At 60.3% G+C, this 15088-nt stretch carries 15 protein-coding genes; 3 read left to right on the forward strand and 12 right to left on the reverse strand.

Going from position 1 to position 15088, the window contains the following annotated elements:
• Positions 1-13: 13 nt before the first annotated feature.
• The 4 genes from BMX55_RS07665 to yjgA all read right to left on the reverse strand — a co-directional run bounded on the left by BMX55_RS07665 (position 14) and on the right by yjgA (position 3954).
• Positions 14-1426: a multicopper oxidase domain-containing protein gene (locus tag BMX55_RS07665; RefSeq protein ID WP_091455738.1), complete on the reverse strand. Its 1413-nt coding sequence runs from the start codon at positions 1424-1426 to the stop codon at positions 14-16.
• Positions 1427-1442: 16 nt separating this feature from the next.
• Complete coding sequence (locus BMX55_RS07670; RefSeq protein ID WP_245751323.1) at positions 1443-2834, reverse strand: TolC family protein; 1392 nt, start codon at positions 2832-2834, stop codon at positions 1443-1445.
• A 53-nt stretch (positions 2835-2887) separates the two neighbouring features.
• Positions 2888-3217 (reverse strand): hypothetical protein, encoded by a 330-nt coding sequence (locus tag BMX55_RS07675; RefSeq protein ID WP_091455351.1) that lies wholly within the window; start codon positions 3215-3217, stop codon positions 2888-2890.
• A gap of 107 nt (positions 3218-3324) precedes the next feature.
• Positions 3325-3954, reverse strand: a complete 630-nt coding sequence (gene yjgA, locus BMX55_RS07680; protein ID WP_091455353.1) for a ribosome biogenesis factor YjgA — start codon at positions 3952-3954, stop codon at positions 3325-3327.
• 104 nt (positions 3955-4058) lie between these two features.
• Between yjgA and pmbA the strand changes: the two genes are divergently transcribed.
• Positions 4059-5513, forward strand: coding sequence for a metalloprotease PmbA (gene pmbA / locus BMX55_RS07685; RefSeq protein ID WP_091455356.1), 1455 nt, complete (start codon positions 4059-4061; stop codon positions 5511-5513).
• 3 nt (positions 5514-5516) lie between these two features.
• Here the strand turns inward: pmbA and BMX55_RS07690 are convergent, their stop codons facing one another.
• The 4 genes from BMX55_RS07690 to BMX55_RS07705 form a co-directional block, all read right to left on the reverse strand.
• Positions 5517-5963, reverse strand: a complete 447-nt coding sequence (locus tag BMX55_RS07690; RefSeq protein WP_091455359.1) for a GatB/YqeY domain-containing protein — start codon at positions 5961-5963, stop codon at positions 5517-5519.
• A gap of 115 nt (positions 5964-6078) precedes the next feature.
• Positions 6079-6291, reverse strand: a complete 213-nt coding sequence (gene rpsU / locus BMX55_RS07695) for a 30S ribosomal protein S21 (protein WP_007833691.1) — start codon at positions 6289-6291, stop codon at positions 6079-6081.
• Positions 6292-6442: 151 nt separating this feature from the next.
• Positions 6443-7420 carry a ribosome small subunit-dependent GTPase A gene (gene rsgA, locus BMX55_RS07700; protein WP_091455361.1) on the reverse strand — a complete coding sequence of 326 codons (978 nt, stop codon included), beginning with the start codon at positions 7418-7420 and terminating at the stop codon, positions 6443-6445.
• Positions 7417-8739, reverse strand: a complete 1323-nt coding sequence (locus BMX55_RS07705) for a M48 family metallopeptidase (RefSeq protein WP_091455364.1) — start codon at positions 8737-8739, stop codon at positions 7417-7419. Before BMX55_RS07705 ends, rsgA begins: the two co-directional genes overlap by 4 nt.
• A gap of 38 nt (positions 8740-8777) precedes the next feature.
• On the opposite strand from BMX55_RS07705, the gene orn reads away from it, so the two are divergent.
• Positions 8778-9356 (forward strand): oligoribonuclease, encoded by a 579-nt coding sequence (gene orn / locus BMX55_RS07710; RefSeq protein ID WP_091455366.1) that lies wholly within the window; start codon positions 8778-8780, stop codon positions 9354-9356.
• Between the two features lie 248 nt (positions 9357-9604).
• Complete coding sequence (locus tag BMX55_RS07715; RefSeq protein WP_091455369.1) at positions 9605-11518, forward strand: DEAD/DEAH box helicase; 1914 nt, start codon at positions 9605-9607, stop codon at positions 11516-11518.
• A gap of 98 nt (positions 11519-11616) precedes the next feature.
• Here the strand turns inward: BMX55_RS07715 and BMX55_RS07720 are convergent, their stop codons facing one another.
• The 4 genes from BMX55_RS07720 to BMX55_RS07735 form a co-directional block, all read right to left on the reverse strand.
• Entirely contained in the window at positions 11617-12507 is an 891-nt protein-coding gene (locus BMX55_RS07720) for a M23 family metallopeptidase (protein WP_177172852.1), read from the reverse strand.
• Positions 12508-12646: 139 nt separating this feature from the next.
• Positions 12647-13135: a cyanophycin metabolism-associated DUF1854 family protein gene (locus BMX55_RS07725; RefSeq protein ID WP_091455372.1), complete on the reverse strand. Its 489-nt coding sequence runs from the start codon at positions 13133-13135 to the stop codon at positions 12647-12649.
• A 188-nt stretch (positions 13136-13323) separates the two neighbouring features.
• Positions 13324-14271, reverse strand: a complete 948-nt coding sequence (locus BMX55_RS07730; protein ID WP_091455374.1) for a CysB family HTH-type transcriptional regulator — start codon at positions 14269-14271, stop codon at positions 13324-13326.
• Between the two features lies 1 nt (position 14272).
• Complete coding sequence (locus BMX55_RS07735; protein ID WP_091455376.1) at positions 14273-15085, reverse strand: ATP-binding cassette domain-containing protein; 813 nt, start codon at positions 15083-15085, stop codon at positions 14273-14275.
• Positions 15086-15088: the final 3 nt, after the last annotated feature.

Here is a 15088-nt window from a genome sequence, read left to right on the forward strand (position 1 = left end):
TGAACTCACAGATTTAATGACCCCGGTGCGCGCCGGGCTTGCGCACTTGCACCGAGGTGGGCGTGGCCGTTTTTTGTACACGCGGCATGGATTGACCGCCTTCAGCCTTGAACCGCGCCGGTTCAGCCAAGGGGCGGGTGTACTCATGGGCCACGGTGCCAGCAGGGTGTTGAAACCAGCCGGGGTCTTGGTAGTTGCCCGGTTTTTGCTCTTTGCGCACCTTGAGCACGCTAAACATGCCACCCATTTCGACCGAGCCAAACGGGCCTTGGCCGGTCATCATGGGTATGGTGTTATCGGGCAGGGGCATCTCCATTTCGGTCATGTCTGCCATGCCGCGCTCGCCCATGACCATGTAATCTGGGATGAGTGGGTGGATTTTGGGCGCTATGCCGCGATGATCGACGCCAATCAAGGTAGGTACGGCGTGGCCCATCGCGTTCATGGTGTGGTGGCTTTTGTGGCAATGCAGCGCCCAATCGCCTTCTTCGTCGGCAACAAACTCTAGCTGGCGCATTTGCCCCACGCCAATATCGGTGGTTACTTCAGGCCAACGGCTGCTTTTGGGGGTGGGGCCACCGTCGGTACCCGTTATAAAAAACTCATGGCCGTGCAAGTGCATGGGGTGGTTGGTCATGGTCAGATTGCCCACGCGGATGCGTACTTTGTCGCCCAAGCGTACGTTGAGCGAGTCAATGCCCGGAAAGATACGGCTGTTCCATGCCCACAGGTTGAAGTCGAGCATGGTCATGGTTTTGGGGGTGTAGCTGCCCGGATCAATGTCAAACGCATTGAGCAAGAAGCAAAAATCGCGTTGCACGGTGTCGATCAACGGGTGCTTGCCCTTGGGGTGCGTGACCCAAAAGCCATACATGCCCATCGCCATTTGCGTCATTTCGTCGGCGTGCGGGTGGTACATGAAGGTGCCGGGCCGCCGTGCCACAAATTCATAAACAAAGGTTTTGCCCGGCGCAATGGCGGGCTGGGTCAATCCGGCCACGCCGTCCATACCATTGGGCAGGCGTTGGCCGTGCCAGTGTACGGCGTGGTGTTCGGGCAGCTTGTTGGTGACAAAAATGCGCACCCGGTCGCCTTCGACCACTTCAATTGTTGGGCCTGGGCTTTGACCGTTGTAGCCCCAGAGGTGGGCTTTGAAGCCGGGGGCCATTTCGCGCACCACCGGCTCGGCCACCAAGTGGAACTCCTTGACACCTTGGTTCATGCGCCAAGGCAAAGTCCAACCATTGAGCGTGACCACGGGGTTATAGGGGTGGCCGGTGCTGGGTAGCAGTGGGGCCATGGTGTCTGCCGAGGTTTGGATGACCGGCTCAGGCAAGGCGGCCATCGCCACACGGCTGACGCTGCTGGTGGCCACAGCCCCCCCAGCGACGCCAGCAAATTTGAAAAAATCTCTTCTGGAGGTCATGGCAGGGTTCTCGTGTTCAATGGCCTGCACTACCGCCGCTGGGGGCGCTGGTGGTCGTTATGGACAGGGAAGCGTTATGGCTGGTGGGGCGGCCCATCACCGCCGCTTGCAGGGCGGCATCGGCCAGCCAAAACTGCTGTTCGGCATCGATGGCGGCCATCACCGTATTGACTTGGTCGCGGGCATCGGCCAGTAGCTCAAAGACCCCAATCATCATGCCGTTGTAGCGCAGTTGGTTCTCATCCGAGATCACCTTGCGCAAGGGAATCACCTCGTCACGGTAATGGCGGGCGATGTCGTGGGCGGTGCGGTAGGCGGAGTAGCTCTCACGCAGCCCGGAGCCTGCTGCGTGCAGGGCCGCTTCAAGCTGGTGGGCGGCGGCCAGTGTGCGCGCATTCCACGCATCGCGCTGCATGGTGCCCCAGTCAAAAATGGGCAGGCGCACACTGATTTCGTAGCCCCGCGCTGTCGAGCGGCTGCCCGCTGCATCGTCAAAATGGTTGTTGCGGCGGGCGGTTAGCTCGATGTCGGTCAGGCTGGTTACTTGCTTGATGCCCTGTGCTTTGCTGGCCTCGTCTAGGGCGCTTTGTGCCAGTCGGATGTCCAGACGTGCCTTGCTGGCGGTGGCGGCCACCACCGCTGGTGCCAGCGCTTGCTGGGGCAGATCGGGCAAACGTGCTGGTAGTTGGAGCATGGCCGCTTGCGCTGCGTCTAGCCCTAGCCAACGCACCAATACTTCGCGGCTGGACGTGGCCTGATGCTGCGCCGCCGCCAAGCGCGTGGCTGCGTCGGCATAAAAGGCCTGCTCTCTGGCCCGGCTGAGGCGGTTGAAGTTGCCCACGGCCTGCATACGACGGGCCAGCTCGGCGCTGGCCTGTGCATTCTCCAATACCTGTTGGGCGTAGTGGTGTAGCTGTTGCGCTGCTACGGCACGCACCCAAGCTTGGCGCACTTGGGTGAGGTGATCGACGACATCACCTGCCAAACGCAGCTGTGCCTGTTCTATGCCGCGTTGGGCCATGTTGTGGCGTGCAGGCAGCGTGAGCACATCGAGCAAGCCCCAAGACAAGGCGCGGCCCAGTTCCAAGCTGTCACCGGCCACCATGCGTTCAAAGCTGAACACGGGGTTGGCTATGCGGCCCGCTTGGGCCGCGTCTGCCGATTGCGCCCAACCTTGGGCCAGCAAGGCTTGTAAGGCTGGGCTGTTGACCAAAGCGAGCTGCACAGCTTCTGGCTGCCCCACGGGGGCGCGCAATAGCTTGGTGGCTGCCTGCTGGCGCTGCATATGCTCTGTAGGGTCGCGGGCCAACGACAGGGGGCCGCCAGCGAAAGCAGCGGTCTCTGCGTTGACTCGCTCAAGGTTCTGCTCAAGGCTGACGCTGGTGCAACCCGACAGCAGCGCCACCATGACGGCGGCGAAGGCCCATTGTGTGCCGAGGCAAGGCCGTGCTTGCCTCCTCCTCATGGTTGGGCGTGCTGGTGCTGTCCAGCGTGTGGGTTAGCCACGGGGGCTTGTGGGGCAGATGTGCCGCGCGCTGCTTCTTTGGCATAGGTACGCCAGCCCCCGATACGGCCCACGCGCTCATTGGCCTCGCGCCAAGGCTGCACCTGCTCGTCGGTATAGGCTTGGTAAGCGCTCAGAGCCGATGTGTATGGCAACGGGCTGGGTGGTGCTGCACCCGCAGGGCCTGCAGCGCTGGTCTGCGCCGCCGCTGCTGTGGTGATGAGCAACAGCGACCAAGGCCACCAGGACAGTAGGCTGCCGGGGAGAATGGGCGTGGATGTCGGCATGGGCTGCTCGTGCGGTCTTTCTGGTTGGAGCCTTAATGGCTTACCAGAAAGAGCACCGTTTTTCCCATTGGTTCCCACGCTGTGGTGGCGGTGGTTCAACCGCCGCGCTATTGGCTGTCAGCAGCCAGTTGCTCGCGCACCAGCGCAAACAGTTCGCGGTAGGCCCGCCCCTTGCGGGGGGCCAGCCCTTGCGATTCGGCCACGGTTGCGTCGTGCGGTGCTGGCGCATCTTTGCGCGCTTGCCGGATCAGTGCGCGCAGCTGCTGAATATCGGTGTCGGGGTACTGGGCAATCCATTCTGCTTGGGCAGCATCTTGGGCAATCAGTACATCGCGCCAGTGTTCGGCTTGGTGCAGCCGCTGCTTGTCGGCGGCAGAGCCGTTGCGCTGCTCATCTAAGGCGGCGCGTGCCGCCGCTACGGTGTTTTCATCCAATTTGCGCATCAGCTTGCCCACAAACTGCATTTGACGGCGCTTGCCTTCAAAGTTAGTGATGCGCCGGGCCTCAGCCAAGGCGTCGGCCAGCTTATCGGGCAGGCCAATGCGGTTAAACAGATCGGCGCGCAGCGTGAGCAATTCTTTGCCCAAGTCTTGTAGGGCATCGCTTTCGCGCTTGAGGTCGGTACGGCTGGCATCAGGGGTGCCTTTGAGCTCGGCCTTGAGCTCGATATCGAGTTCGCTGCCTTCGGCAACAAAATGGCCTCGGACAAAATAGCCTTTTTTGGGTTTACGTGACATGGTAGATCCGGGAGATAGGGGCGTGGTGGCGGTGTTGCAGCCCAACGCCCCCGCTGCCCGGTCATACAGGGCCGGGGAGCGGGCGCAAGTATCATAGCCGGGCAATGAAACCCACACGCTCTGCCGCTTCCCCTTCTCGCCGCGCTGCCCCAGCAGCCAAGTCCACCCACACCCCCGCTGCCGGTGCCGACCGCCCCGACACCGGCTTTAGCTACAGCCGACCCTTTTTTGAAGGACTGGTCGATAGCGCCTTGGCCCATGCCAAGAAGCTGGGAGCCACCGATGCCGGTGCCGAAGCCTCTGAGGGCTGCGGCCTATCCGTTAACGTGCGCAAGGGCGAACTAGAAACCGTCGAGCGCAACCGCGACAAATCCTTGGGCATTACCGTCTATGTCGGTCACCGGCGTGGCAATGCCAGCACGTCCGACTTTTCACCCGCTGCCGTCGAGCGCACGGTGCAGGCGGCTTACGATATTGCCCGCTTTACCGCAGAAGACCCGGTGGCAGGCTTGCCCGATGAGGCCGATATTGCGCCCCCCAGCAGCCACCGTGACCTAGATTTGTTCCACCCGTGGATTTTGAGCAGCGAAGAAGCCGCCCGCCTCGCCATGGAGTGTGAGGCCGCTGCCCTGGCTACCCACAAGCGCATCACCAACAGCGAAGGCGCAGGTGTCTCAGCCCAGCAAAGCCACTTTTTTAGTGCCCATACGCATGGCTTTCGGGGCGGCTATGCCACCTCGCGCCACAGTATCTCGGTGGCACCGATTGCCTCGCTGCCGGGGCGCAATGCCGAAATGCAGCGCGATGCTTGGTACAGCTCCATGCGTGATGCTGCCGATTTGGCGGCACCAGCTGCGGTGGGCCGCTATGCCGCCGAACGTGCGTTAAGCCGCTTGGGCAGCCGAAAAATTGCCACGACCGAATGCCCGGTGCTGTTTGAATCGACCTTGGCTGCTGGCTTGCTCGGTGGTTTTGTGCAAGCCATCAGTGGTGGTGCGCTGTACCGCAAGAGCACATTTTTGCTCGACTCGCTGGGCAAAAAGGTGTTTCCCAAGCACATCGACATCTTAGAAGACCCGTTCATCCTGCGTGGCAAGGGCAGTTCACCCTTTGACGAAGAAGGCGTGCGCGTAGCGCCGCGCCAAGTGGTGGAGGCTGGCCGCGTAGAGGGTTATTTCCTGAGTAGCTATTCAGCGCGCAAGCTGGGCATGAAAACCACTGGCAATGCGGGCGGTTCGCACAATTTGGTCATGGCTTCGCGGCGCACCAAGGCGGGCGATGATCTGGCCGCCATGCTGCAAAAGCTGGGCACCGGCCTGTTTGTCGTTGAGCTGATGGGCCAAGGCGTCAATTACGTGACCGGCGATTATTCACGCGGTGCCAGCGGCTTTTGGGTCGAAAACGGCCAGATTGCCTTCCCGGTGCATGAAATCACTATTGCGGGCAACCTCAAGGATATGTTCAAAGGCATCGAGGCCATTGGCGCTGATGCCTACAACCACGGTGCCAAAACCGTGGGTTCTTTGCTTATCAACCGGATGAAGGTGGCGGGTAGTTGAGGCTTAGCCTGCCAGCGCTGCCTTCACGGCGGCAGAAACTTGGCCCATATCGGCCTTGCCTGCCAGTTGCGTTTTGACCGCACCCATCACCTTGCCCATGTCTCCGGGGCCTTTGGCACCCAACTCGGCCACAATGGCTTGTACGGCGGCTGTGACTTCTTCGGCAGACATGCGCTGGGGCAGGTAGGCTTGCAGCACCGTCAGCTCGGCCTTTTCTTTGTCAGCCAGATCTTGGCGCTCGGCTTGCTCAAAGGCGGCAATGCTGTCTTTGCGTTGCTTGACCAGCTTGTCCACGATGGCTACCACGGCGGCATCGTCCAGCACCACGCGCTCATCGACTTCTTTTTGCTTGAGGGCCGCCAGCAACAGGCGGATGGTGCCTAGGCGCTCGCTGTCTTTGGCGCGCATGGCGGTTTTCATGTCTTCGGTGATCTGGTCTTTGAGGCTCATCGTTATCTCCTAGAGTGAACAATCCACGGGCTTTTTGCCAGCCCGAAAAACAAAAAACCCGCGCTCGGCGTCCCTAGCGCGGGTTGAAATTCCAAGCAAACTTGGAGTTTGTCGATCAGTACAGCTTTTTGGGCAGTTGCATGGAACGCACACGCTTGTAGTGGCGCTTAACGGCAGCAGCCTTCTTGCGCTTGCGTTCGGCAGTGGGCTTTTCGTAGAACTCGCGGGCGCGCAGGTCAGTCAGCAGGCCCAGCTTTTCGATGGTGCGCTTAAAGCGGCGCAGAGCAACGTCAAAGGGTTCGTTTTCTTTTACACGGATGGTGGTCATTAGCTAATGTTTTCCAAATATATGCCCGCAGAGGGTCTTGGGGAGATCGGGCCTCAAGACCATGCATGGCGGGTTCCCCGTCTCGTAACTAGTATTGGCCGACGGGGTGATGCCAGCAAAGCCGGACATTATAGCGATTGTGCCCAAAGGTTCAATAGCGTGTCTGTCCCAGTTCAGCAAAAAGATCGCCGTAAATGCGGTAGCGGTTGGCGCTGATGTGGCCCGCTTGCAAGGCCGACAGCACGCCACAACCGGGCTCGTGCAGGTGCGTGCAGTTGTAAAACTTGCAGCCGCTGGCGTGGGCAGCAATGTCGGGCATACAAGATGCCAGTTGCATGGGGGCAATGTGCTGCAAACCAAACTCCTGAAAGCCGGGCGAGTCGATCAGTGCGGTGCTGCGCTGGGCATCTACCCAATACAGCGTGGTGCTGGTGGTGGTATGTTTGCCAGAATTGAGCGCCTGTGAGATTTCATTGGTCAGCACGGTGGCACCCGGCACCAACAAGTTGATAAGCGTGCTTTTGCCTGCACCCGATGGCCCCAGCACGAGGGTCGTTTTTCCCTCTAAATAAGGCAACAACTCGGCGCGCTGGGCTTGCGGGTTGGCATTGAGTGATAGGCCCAGCACGGGGTAATGCGGCTGCCCATCTTTGCCTGCAATGTGGCAGTAGGGTTGCAGACGTGCCCAAGCGGCGGCAAACGGCCCGGCCAAGTCGCTCTTATTGAGCGCAATAATGGGTTTGATGTGGGCGGCCTCAGCGGCCACCAATGCCCGCACCAGTTGGCTCTCAGAAAACACTGGCTCGGCGGCAATCAGGATCAGTATCTGATCGAGGTTGGCGGCAAATGATTTGGTACGGATTTCGTCTTGGCGGTAAAAAAGGTTGCGCCGCTCTTGCACCTTCTCTATCGTGCCCTCCTCGCCTTGGCCGGGGGGCGGGGCTTGCCACAGCACCGTATCGCCCACCACCGCTTGGCTTTTTTTGCCCCGTGGGTGGCAAATGCGGCGTTGGCCGTCGGGGGTTTCTACCATGCAGTGGCGGCCATGACTGGCTACCACTAGCCCGGCTTCTAGCGCACTGGCTGCGCTGGCAGCGGCCGCTTTTTTGGATTTGGAAAAATGGCTCATGCCGCTGTGTGTGGTACCAAAGGCATCCGGGCCAGCCGTTCACTGGCAGGGGGATGGGAATAATAAAACTGCACGTACACCGGGTCGGGGGTGAGCGTGGAGGCGTTGTCTTTGTAGAGCTTGAGCAAGGCACTGGCTAAATCGGCACCATTGGCCTGTTGCATGGCGTAGGCGTCGGCTTGGAACTCATCGCGGCGCGAAAACTGCGCCAGCACCGGCCCCAGAAACACGGTAAACACCGGCACCACCAACAAAAACAGCAACAGCGCCACGGCATCGTTGGGGGCGGCTGAGGCGTTGGGCACCAACAAGGCCAAGCTGGGCTGCACGCCCAAGCCGGTATAAAACCACGCCTGTGTGGCTAACCAACCCAACAAGGCAAAACCGGCCAGACTCAAGGCAAACAGCATCACCATGCGCTTGGAAATATGGCGGTGGTGAAAATGCCCCAACTCATGGGCCAGCACTGCTTCTACCTCGCCGGGGGTCAGTTGCTTGAGCAGGGTGTCATAAAACACCACCCGTTTGGCGGCACCAAAGCCGGTAAAGTAGGCGTTGGCATGGGCGCTGCGTCGGCTGCCATCCATCACAAACAGCCCCTGCGCCTTAAAGCCACAACGCTCCATCAACGCCGTGACACGGGCCTTCAGTGCTTCATCGGCCAAGGGCTGAAATTTGTTAAACAGCGGTGCAATCCACATCGGATAGGCCACCATCAGCAACAGGTTAAAACCCATCCATAAGCCCCAAGCCCACAGCCACCACCAAGGGCCAGCGGCCCCCATCAGCCAAAGCACGGTAGCGGCCAGCGGCAGTCCGATGATGGCTCCCACCAGCATAGATTTGAGCGCATCGGCCAGCCACAAGCGCCAAGTCATCTGGTTAAAGCCAAAACGCTGCTCAATGACAAAGGTTTGGTACAGCGTGAGCGGCAGCTCGATCAAGCTACCGATCAGCACAAAACAGGCCAGCAGGGCCAATTGCTGCGCCATGCCGCCGCCTAGCCACTCCAGCAAACCTTGGTTAAGGGCATTCAACCCCCCCAGCAGTGTCCAGCCCAAAAGTACGGCAGCACCTAGCGCCATCTCGATCAACCCCAGCTGTGCTTTTGCCAAGGTATATCGGGCAGCTTTTTGGTGTGCTGCCAAGGTGATATGTCCGGCAAAGGCTGCTGGCACGGCATCGCGGTGGCGGGCCACGTGGCGAATCTGGCGCGAGGCCAGCCAGAACTTGAGCAGCAGGCCCAACACCAGCGTGGCCGCAAAGGCCATGCTCAATGCCAGAGAAGGCGTAAAAAAAGCAGAAGGAGCAGCAGGCATGGAGCCGGAGTGTAGGGCATGGGCGACAATCGCGCCCCATGTCAGACACCCCGCACATTACCCCTCCCACCTTGGCCAAATCCGACCAAAATCTGGTCTGGCTCGATTGCGAAATGACCGGCCTGAACCCCGAAGTTGAGCGCATTATTGAGATTGCCGTGGTCATCACCGATGCCCAATTGACCGTGCGCGTTGAAGGCCCGGTGCTGGTGGTTCACCAGTCCGACGAGCTATTGGGCAAAATGGACGCTTGGAACAGGGGCACGCATGGCCGCAGCGGCCTAATCGACAAGGTCAAGGCTTCTACTACCACCGAGGCCGAGGCCGAGCACGAACTGATCCATTTCTTGAAGAAATACATCCCTAAGGGCAAGGTACCTTTGTGCGGTAACAGCATAGGCCAAGACCGGCGCTTTATGGCGCGCTACATGCCTAAGTTAGAAGCGTACTTTCATTACCGCAATGTGGATGTGAGCACCTTCAAGGAGTTGGCCAAGCGTTGGAAGCCAACGGCCTACAGCAGCTTTAAAAAGGCGCAAAAACATACCGCTTTGGCTGATGTGCATGAGTCCATCGATGAGCTATTGCACTACCGCCAGCATTTTTTGGCCGTATAAAACTTGCGGGGAAACCCTTAACTATGTAATAATCGGTAACTGCACAGCAAATGCTGATGCAGATTGTGCATCTCCCTTCACACATCGGGTCTGCGAGCTAACAAGCCAAGCGCTTTGTAGTTCGTGTTAGATACCCAGCCGCGCCAACACGTCCGTTGGTGCAGGTTTCGTTTGATGGTTGATGTTTTTTAACCATAAACGAAGCCACCGTTGGCACCTTGCCAGCGTTGTTCTCGTGTGAGAAAAATATGACTGACACTTTTCAAGTGCAGGGCGATTTCGCCTCTGCTGACGCCGCTATTTCCGAAGTTTCTCTGCAAGACACCATTGCGCTGGCCGATGACGCTGCCGTGACCGCAGAACCCAATGGCTTTATCGAGCTGGGTTTGGCCCCTGAGCTGGTGCAAGCCGTAGCCGATCTGGGCTACACCCAGCCCACCACCGTGCAACTCAAAGCCATTCCGTTGGCTATGGGCGCTGGTGGCGAAAATGGCCGCTACATTGACCTGATGGTCTCTAGCCAAACCGGCAGCGGCAAAACTGCCGCCTTCTTGCTGCCCGTGCTGCACACGCTGATTGGCCAAATGGCCGAAGCCGAAGCCGAAGCCCGCGCCGAATACGAACGCGCCGCTGCCGAGGCTATTGCCCGTGGCGAAGCCCCCCCCAAGCGTGCCAAGCGTAAAGACCCGACCAATCAACGCAACTTCAAGGCTGCCACCCCCGGCGCTTTGATTCTGTGCCCCACCCGTGAGTTGGCCCAACAAGTAGCCCACGACGCTATTGATCTGGTCAAGCACACCCGTGGCCTGCGCGTAGCCAATGTGGTGGGCGGTATGCCTTACCAATTGCAAATTGCCAAGCTGCAAAACGCTGATCTGGTGGTAGCCACTCCAGGCCGCCTGCTGGACTTGCAACGCTCGATGCAAATCAAGCTGGACAAGGTGCAGTTCTTGGTGGTGGACGAAGCCGACCGTATGTTGGATTTGGGCTTCTCCGATGATTTGGCCGAAGTCAACCAATTGACCAGCCAACGCAAGCAAACCATGATGTTCAGCGCGACCTTTGCGCCGCGCATTCAGCAGTTGGCCATGCGCGTCATGCACGATGGCGGCTCGTCGGTCAAGAAAATCCAAAACGATGCTCCCCACGAGAAGCACGTCAACATCAAGCAAGTGCTGTACTGGGCCGACAACGCGCAACACAAGCGCAAGATGCTCGACCACTGGCTGCGTGATACGTCGATCAACCAAGCCATTGTGTTTGCCAGCACCCAAGTCGAGTGCGATGGTTTGGCCGCTGACTTGCAACAAGAAGGCTTTAGCGCCGTTGCTCTGCACGGTGCCCTGAGCCAAGGCTTGCGCAATCGCCGCCTGATGGCCTTGCGCCAAGGCCAAGTGCAAATTTTGGTGGCTACTGATGTGGCAGCACGCGGTATTGACGTGCCCACCATCACCCACGTCTTTAACTACGGTCTGCCCATGAAGGCCGAAGACTACACCCACCGCATTGGCCGCACAGGCCGTGCTGGCCGCGATGGTTTGGCTATCACCTTTGCTGAATTCCGCGACCGTCGCAAGATTTTCGACATCGAAGGCCATACGCACCAGCAGTTCAAGGCGGAAGTGGTTCCGGGCCTAGAGCCTGTGCAACGCTTCCCGCAGCCCGGTAGCCGCCCACAAGGTGACTTTGGCGGTGGCCGCAGCGGTGGTGGCGGTGGCCGTAAGTTTGGCGGCGGCGGTGGCTCTGGCTCCCGTGGCGGCTTTGGCGGTGGCTTTGGTGGCGACCGTGAGCGCAACTTTGGTGGTGCCAGCGGCTTTAATGACCGTCCGCGCGTTCAAGGTCGCCCCGATGACCGTGGCGGCAGCTTTGGTGGCCCGCGTGAAGACCGTGGCTTTGCCCCGGCAGCCCCCCGCCGTGACGGTGAAGGCTATGGCCGCAAGCCCGGTTTTGGTGATGGCGGTGGTCGTGGCGGTTTTGCTGACGGCCCCCGTGGTGGCGCACCACGCGGTGATTTTGCCCCCCGTGGCGAGATGGCTCCCCGTGGTGATTTCGCACCGCGCAAGCCCGCCTTCTCTAAGCACGCTGGTGGCGGCGCTGCCGGTGGCAAGCCCTCCTTTGCGCCGCACGATGCACGCAAGCGTCCTGCCCGTCCCGCACGTTAAATACTACTGAGAGCTGCCCTTTCATCAGGGCGGCACACTTTAGACGATAAAAAAGCGCAGCCCGTTGTGGGTTGCGCTTTTTTTATGCGTGGGTGGTTTTAGCCCACCAAAAACAGCGCCGGATCGACCATAGCGCGGTTGAGCATCACGCCCCAATGCAGATGCGGGCCGGTGGCACGGCCTGTAGCCCCTACGGCACCCAAGCGCTGTCCGGTCTGCAATAGCTCGCCCACCTGTACATCCGTGCGGCTGAGGTGGCACACCATTGAGAGCAGGCCGCCGCCGTGGTCAAGCCAAACGGTTTGGCCGTTGAAGAAATAATCACCCACGTCTATCACCCGCCCCGGCAGTGGTGCGAGCACCGGCGTGCCGGTGGCAGCGGCAATGTCCATACCGCTGTGCGGATTGCGCGCTTGCCCATTGAACACCCGCCGCAGGCCAAACGAGCTGGAGCGCCGCCCCGGCGTGGGCACCTGCATCCGCAGGGTAGTGGGTAAAGGTTCGCTCCAGGTAGCCATGATGTGGCGTTGGTGGTCGCGTTCGCGTTCGTAGCGTGCGTTGTCTTCAGGAGACAGATCAACCGTGCGCTGCGCTACCTTCAATTGTTGCTCTTGGTATCTTTTCGGGGCCACGGTATAGGGCAGTTGCCTGATGCCACCTCCGGGCTGTTGCACTGCAAGCTGTGCCGCGCCCGGAGTGGCTGCCAAAGGAATACCAACCAAGGCCGTCCACTCAATGGCATCACCTAGCACCAGCACAGGCACCTCCCCAGTGTGGGCCACGGGCCGCTGCGGCGCTGGCCCCAGCGATAGACGCGCTACACCACCGGGCACCGACAAATGCCGGGGCCAGTGATCGGCGGACATAGATTCTGCGGTTGGCGTAGCGGCCAAAGCCATCGATGGCAGGGTTAGGCAAGCCAGCCCGCCCAGCAAGGCAGCTCGGCGCTGCAATAGGGGATCGACAAAAGGAGAATGAATATGGGACATCACGGCATTTCAATGAGGCACAAAGTGGGCCTAAAGATACCGCAGATGTACGCTTTGGTCCGCAAAAATTGGGTCAAGGCTCCTAGGGCCAATGCCTGCCAGCGCCCCAGACAGCAGGCGGCAGACTGTGCGTTGTGGCTTATAAAAAGCGCTCCAGCAGGCGGCGCGAAGCCTTGTCCAGCGTCGTGCTGTCATCGATCTTGAATTGCACGCCATCGGCACTGGCAATCAGCAGACGTGTGCGCCCGGCCAACCGGCGAATGTCTTCTTCGGCCTTGAGCACCAGTTGCGCCGCCCCCCGGTCGGTCTCTACCTCCCACGTGCTGGGGGTGGAAAAGCTGGACACCGCACAGATTTTTTGGATCGCCGGGATAAATTCGCGCACCGCCAGTTCTTCTTCGATCAGGCTGCGCGGCCCGGCAGGCAGGTCGGCCAGACGCTCAATCCAGAGCAGTTCGTGGCCGTTGCTGCCCACCAACGATAGGCCCTCACCGGGGGCGGCAATGGGAAAGGCGCGCACCGGCTGCACATCGGTGTGTTGGGTGCCATTGGGCAGTGTTAGTACTAAGCGGCCATGCGCATTGCGCTCTAGCAAAACGCTGGCGGTAGTGGTGGAAGAAATGCTCATCAGTGTGCGCGGGAAACCTTGGCCCTAAAGGCCAAGAAGGGATAGCGCGGCGTGCCCAGCACGCCCTTTCTCCCGCATCCTTGCTTCAAACTATCCTTAGGAAAACAGAAAATGCCAGCACCCCTATTCGGTGCCAGCACACTGATTACACCAAAGAAGTGCAGGCGCGGCGCGTTGCGCTACCGCTTTCAAGACAGGTGAAGTGAGCCAGCAGGAGCTTGCATGGCTTGCTCGACCACGGCACGGGTCAGGGTGGGCACAAATGACTCAATGAAGCTGTAGGCGTAGCCGCGCAGCCAAGCCCCCCGGCGCAGCCCCAAGCGGGTCAGGTTAACCTCAAACAGGTGGCCTGCATCAATCAGGCGCAAATGGCGGTCGCGTTCGGCATCTACGGCCACCGAGGCCACAATGCCCACGCCCATGCCCAGCTCAACATAGGTTTTGATGACGTCGGCGTCCATCGCACTGAGCACGATATCAGGGGTGATGCCCTCGCGCGCAAATGCCTCGTCAATATGGGCGCGTCCGGTGTAGCCCAGCTCGTAGGTGATGATGGGGTAACAGGCCAATTGCTCTAGCGTGATCGGCCCGGTATGGGCCAACAGCGGATGCTCAGGCGGCACCACAATGCTGTGTGTCCAGCGGTAGCAGGGCAGGGTGAGCAGTGCATCGTAGCCTGCCAGCGCCTCGGTGGCTACGCCAATATCAGCCTCACCAGAGAGCAGCATTTGCGCCACTTGGCTGGGAGAGCCTTGGTGCAGGTGCAGGCTCACTTGCGGAAACAGCACCCGAAAATCGCGTACCACTTGGGGCAGCGCATAACGGGCCTGTGAATGGGTGGCAGCAATGGAGAGGCGGCCCTGTTCGCTGGCTTTAAAGTCTTTGCCTACCCGGCGCAGGTTGTCTGCCTCTAGCAGCAGGCGCTCCACAATCGGCAGCAGGGCGTCTCCGGGGGGGGTCAGGCCCGTGAGGCGTTTACCAGCACGGGCAAAAATTTCGACACCCAATTCTTCTTCCAGTTCGCGAATCTGGCGGCTCACGCCCGGTTGGGAGGTGTGCAGCATGGCTGCCACCTCGGTCAGGTTAAAGCCGCACCGTGCGGCCTCGCGGACAGAGCGTAATTGCTGGAAATTCATCTCAAACGGCCCAGCGCAAGCCGTGGGCCGGAATGCCGGGCCACAGTGGTTCATCATGGGGCTGGTCAGGCTTTTGCAACACCCGGTCAAGGATGCGTTTTTCCAGCGCAGCAAAGCGGGCATCACCGTGCGAGCGGGGCCGGGGCAGATCAATCACTTGGTCTAGGGCGATTTGGCCGTCCTCAATCAAAATCACCCGGTCGGCCAAGGCCACGGCCTCTTGCACATCGTGCGTCACCAGCAGGGCCGTAAAGCCGCTGCTGCGCCACAGTCCTTCGATCAGGCGGTGCATTTCGATACGTGTCAGGGCGTCAAGGGCACCCAGTGGCTCGTCTAGCAGCAGCAGGCGCGGCTGGTGTACCAGCGCACGGGCCAAAGCGACGCGCTGGCGTTGCCCGCCGGACAGGCGCGCAGGCCACTCGTGCAGGCGCTCTCCCAAACCGACACGCTCTAGCACTTGCGCGGCAGCATCATGCTTTTCGGGCGGCAGGCCCAAGGCTACATTGGCCTGTACCCGCTTCCAAGGCAGCAGGCGCGAGTCTTGAAACATGATGCGGGTATCGTTGGACAAGCCGTTCAGGGGCTGACCATCGACAGTGATCTGGCCGCTGGTGGCTGGCTCTAGCCCAGCCACCAGCCGCAACAACGTGCTCTTGCCGCAGCCGCTGCGCCCCACAATCGCCACAAACTGGCCCGGTTCAATGTCCAGATGGGCATGGTGGAGCACGGTGCGGCTGCCGTAACGTTTGCTCAGGCCGCTGATGTGCAGGCGCACGCCACCAGCACGGGGGGAGGAGGAGGGTTCAGTGCTCACAAT

Source organism: Giesbergeria anulus, from assembly GCF_900111115.1.
Lineage (GTDB): Bacteria > Pseudomonadota > Gammaproteobacteria > Burkholderiales > Burkholderiaceae_C > Simplicispira > Simplicispira anulus.

What these genes read in the sequence shown, in the direction of transcription:
- BMX55_RS07665 (WP_091455738.1), bottom strand. Translation starts at nt 1,426, where the DNA reads ATGACCTCCAGAAGAGATTTTTTCAAATTTGCTGGCGTCGCTGGGGGG.
- BMX55_RS07670 (WP_245751323.1), bottom strand. Translation starts at nt 2,834, where the DNA reads ATGGTGGCGCTGCTGTCGGGTTGCACCAGCGTCAGCCTTGAGCAGAAC.
- BMX55_RS07675 (WP_091455351.1), bottom strand. Translation starts at nt 3,217, where the DNA reads ATGCCGACATCCACGCCCATTCTCCCCGGCAGCCTACTGTCCTGGTGG.
- yjgA (WP_091455353.1), bottom strand. Translation starts at nt 3,954, where the DNA reads ATGTCACGTAAACCCAAAAAAGGCTATTTTGTCCGAGGCCATTTTGTT.
- pmbA (WP_091455356.1), top strand. Translation starts at nt 4,059, where the DNA reads ATGAAACCCACACGCTCTGCCGCTTCCCCTTCTCGCCGCGCTGCCCCA.
- BMX55_RS07690 (WP_091455359.1), bottom strand. Translation starts at nt 5,963, where the DNA reads ATGAGCCTCAAAGACCAGATCACCGAAGACATGAAAACCGCCATGCGC.
- rpsU (WP_007833691.1), bottom strand. Translation starts at nt 6,291, where the DNA reads ATGACCACCATCCGTGTAAAAGAAAACGAACCCTTTGACGTTGCTCTG.
- rsgA (WP_091455361.1), bottom strand. Translation starts at nt 7,420, where the DNA reads ATGAGCCATTTTTCCAAATCCAAAAAAGCGGCCGCTGCCAGCGCAGCC.
- BMX55_RS07705 (WP_091455364.1), bottom strand. Translation starts at nt 8,739, where the DNA reads ATGCCTGCTGCTCCTTCTGCTTTTTTTACGCCTTCTCTGGCATTGAGC.
- orn (WP_091455366.1), top strand. Translation starts at nt 8,778, where the DNA reads ATGTCAGACACCCCGCACATTACCCCTCCCACCTTGGCCAAATCCGAC.
- BMX55_RS07715 (WP_091455369.1), top strand. Translation starts at nt 9,605, where the DNA reads ATGACTGACACTTTTCAAGTGCAGGGCGATTTCGCCTCTGCTGACGCC.
- BMX55_RS07720 (WP_177172852.1), bottom strand. Translation starts at nt 12,507, where the DNA reads ATGTCCCATATTCATTCTCCTTTTGTCGATCCCCTATTGCAGCGCCGA.
- BMX55_RS07725 (WP_091455372.1), bottom strand. Translation starts at nt 13,135, where the DNA reads ATGAGCATTTCTTCCACCACTACCGCCAGCGTTTTGCTAGAGCGCAAT.
- BMX55_RS07730 (WP_091455374.1), bottom strand. Translation starts at nt 14,271, where the DNA reads ATGAATTTCCAGCAATTACGCTCTGTCCGCGAGGCCGCACGGTGCGGC.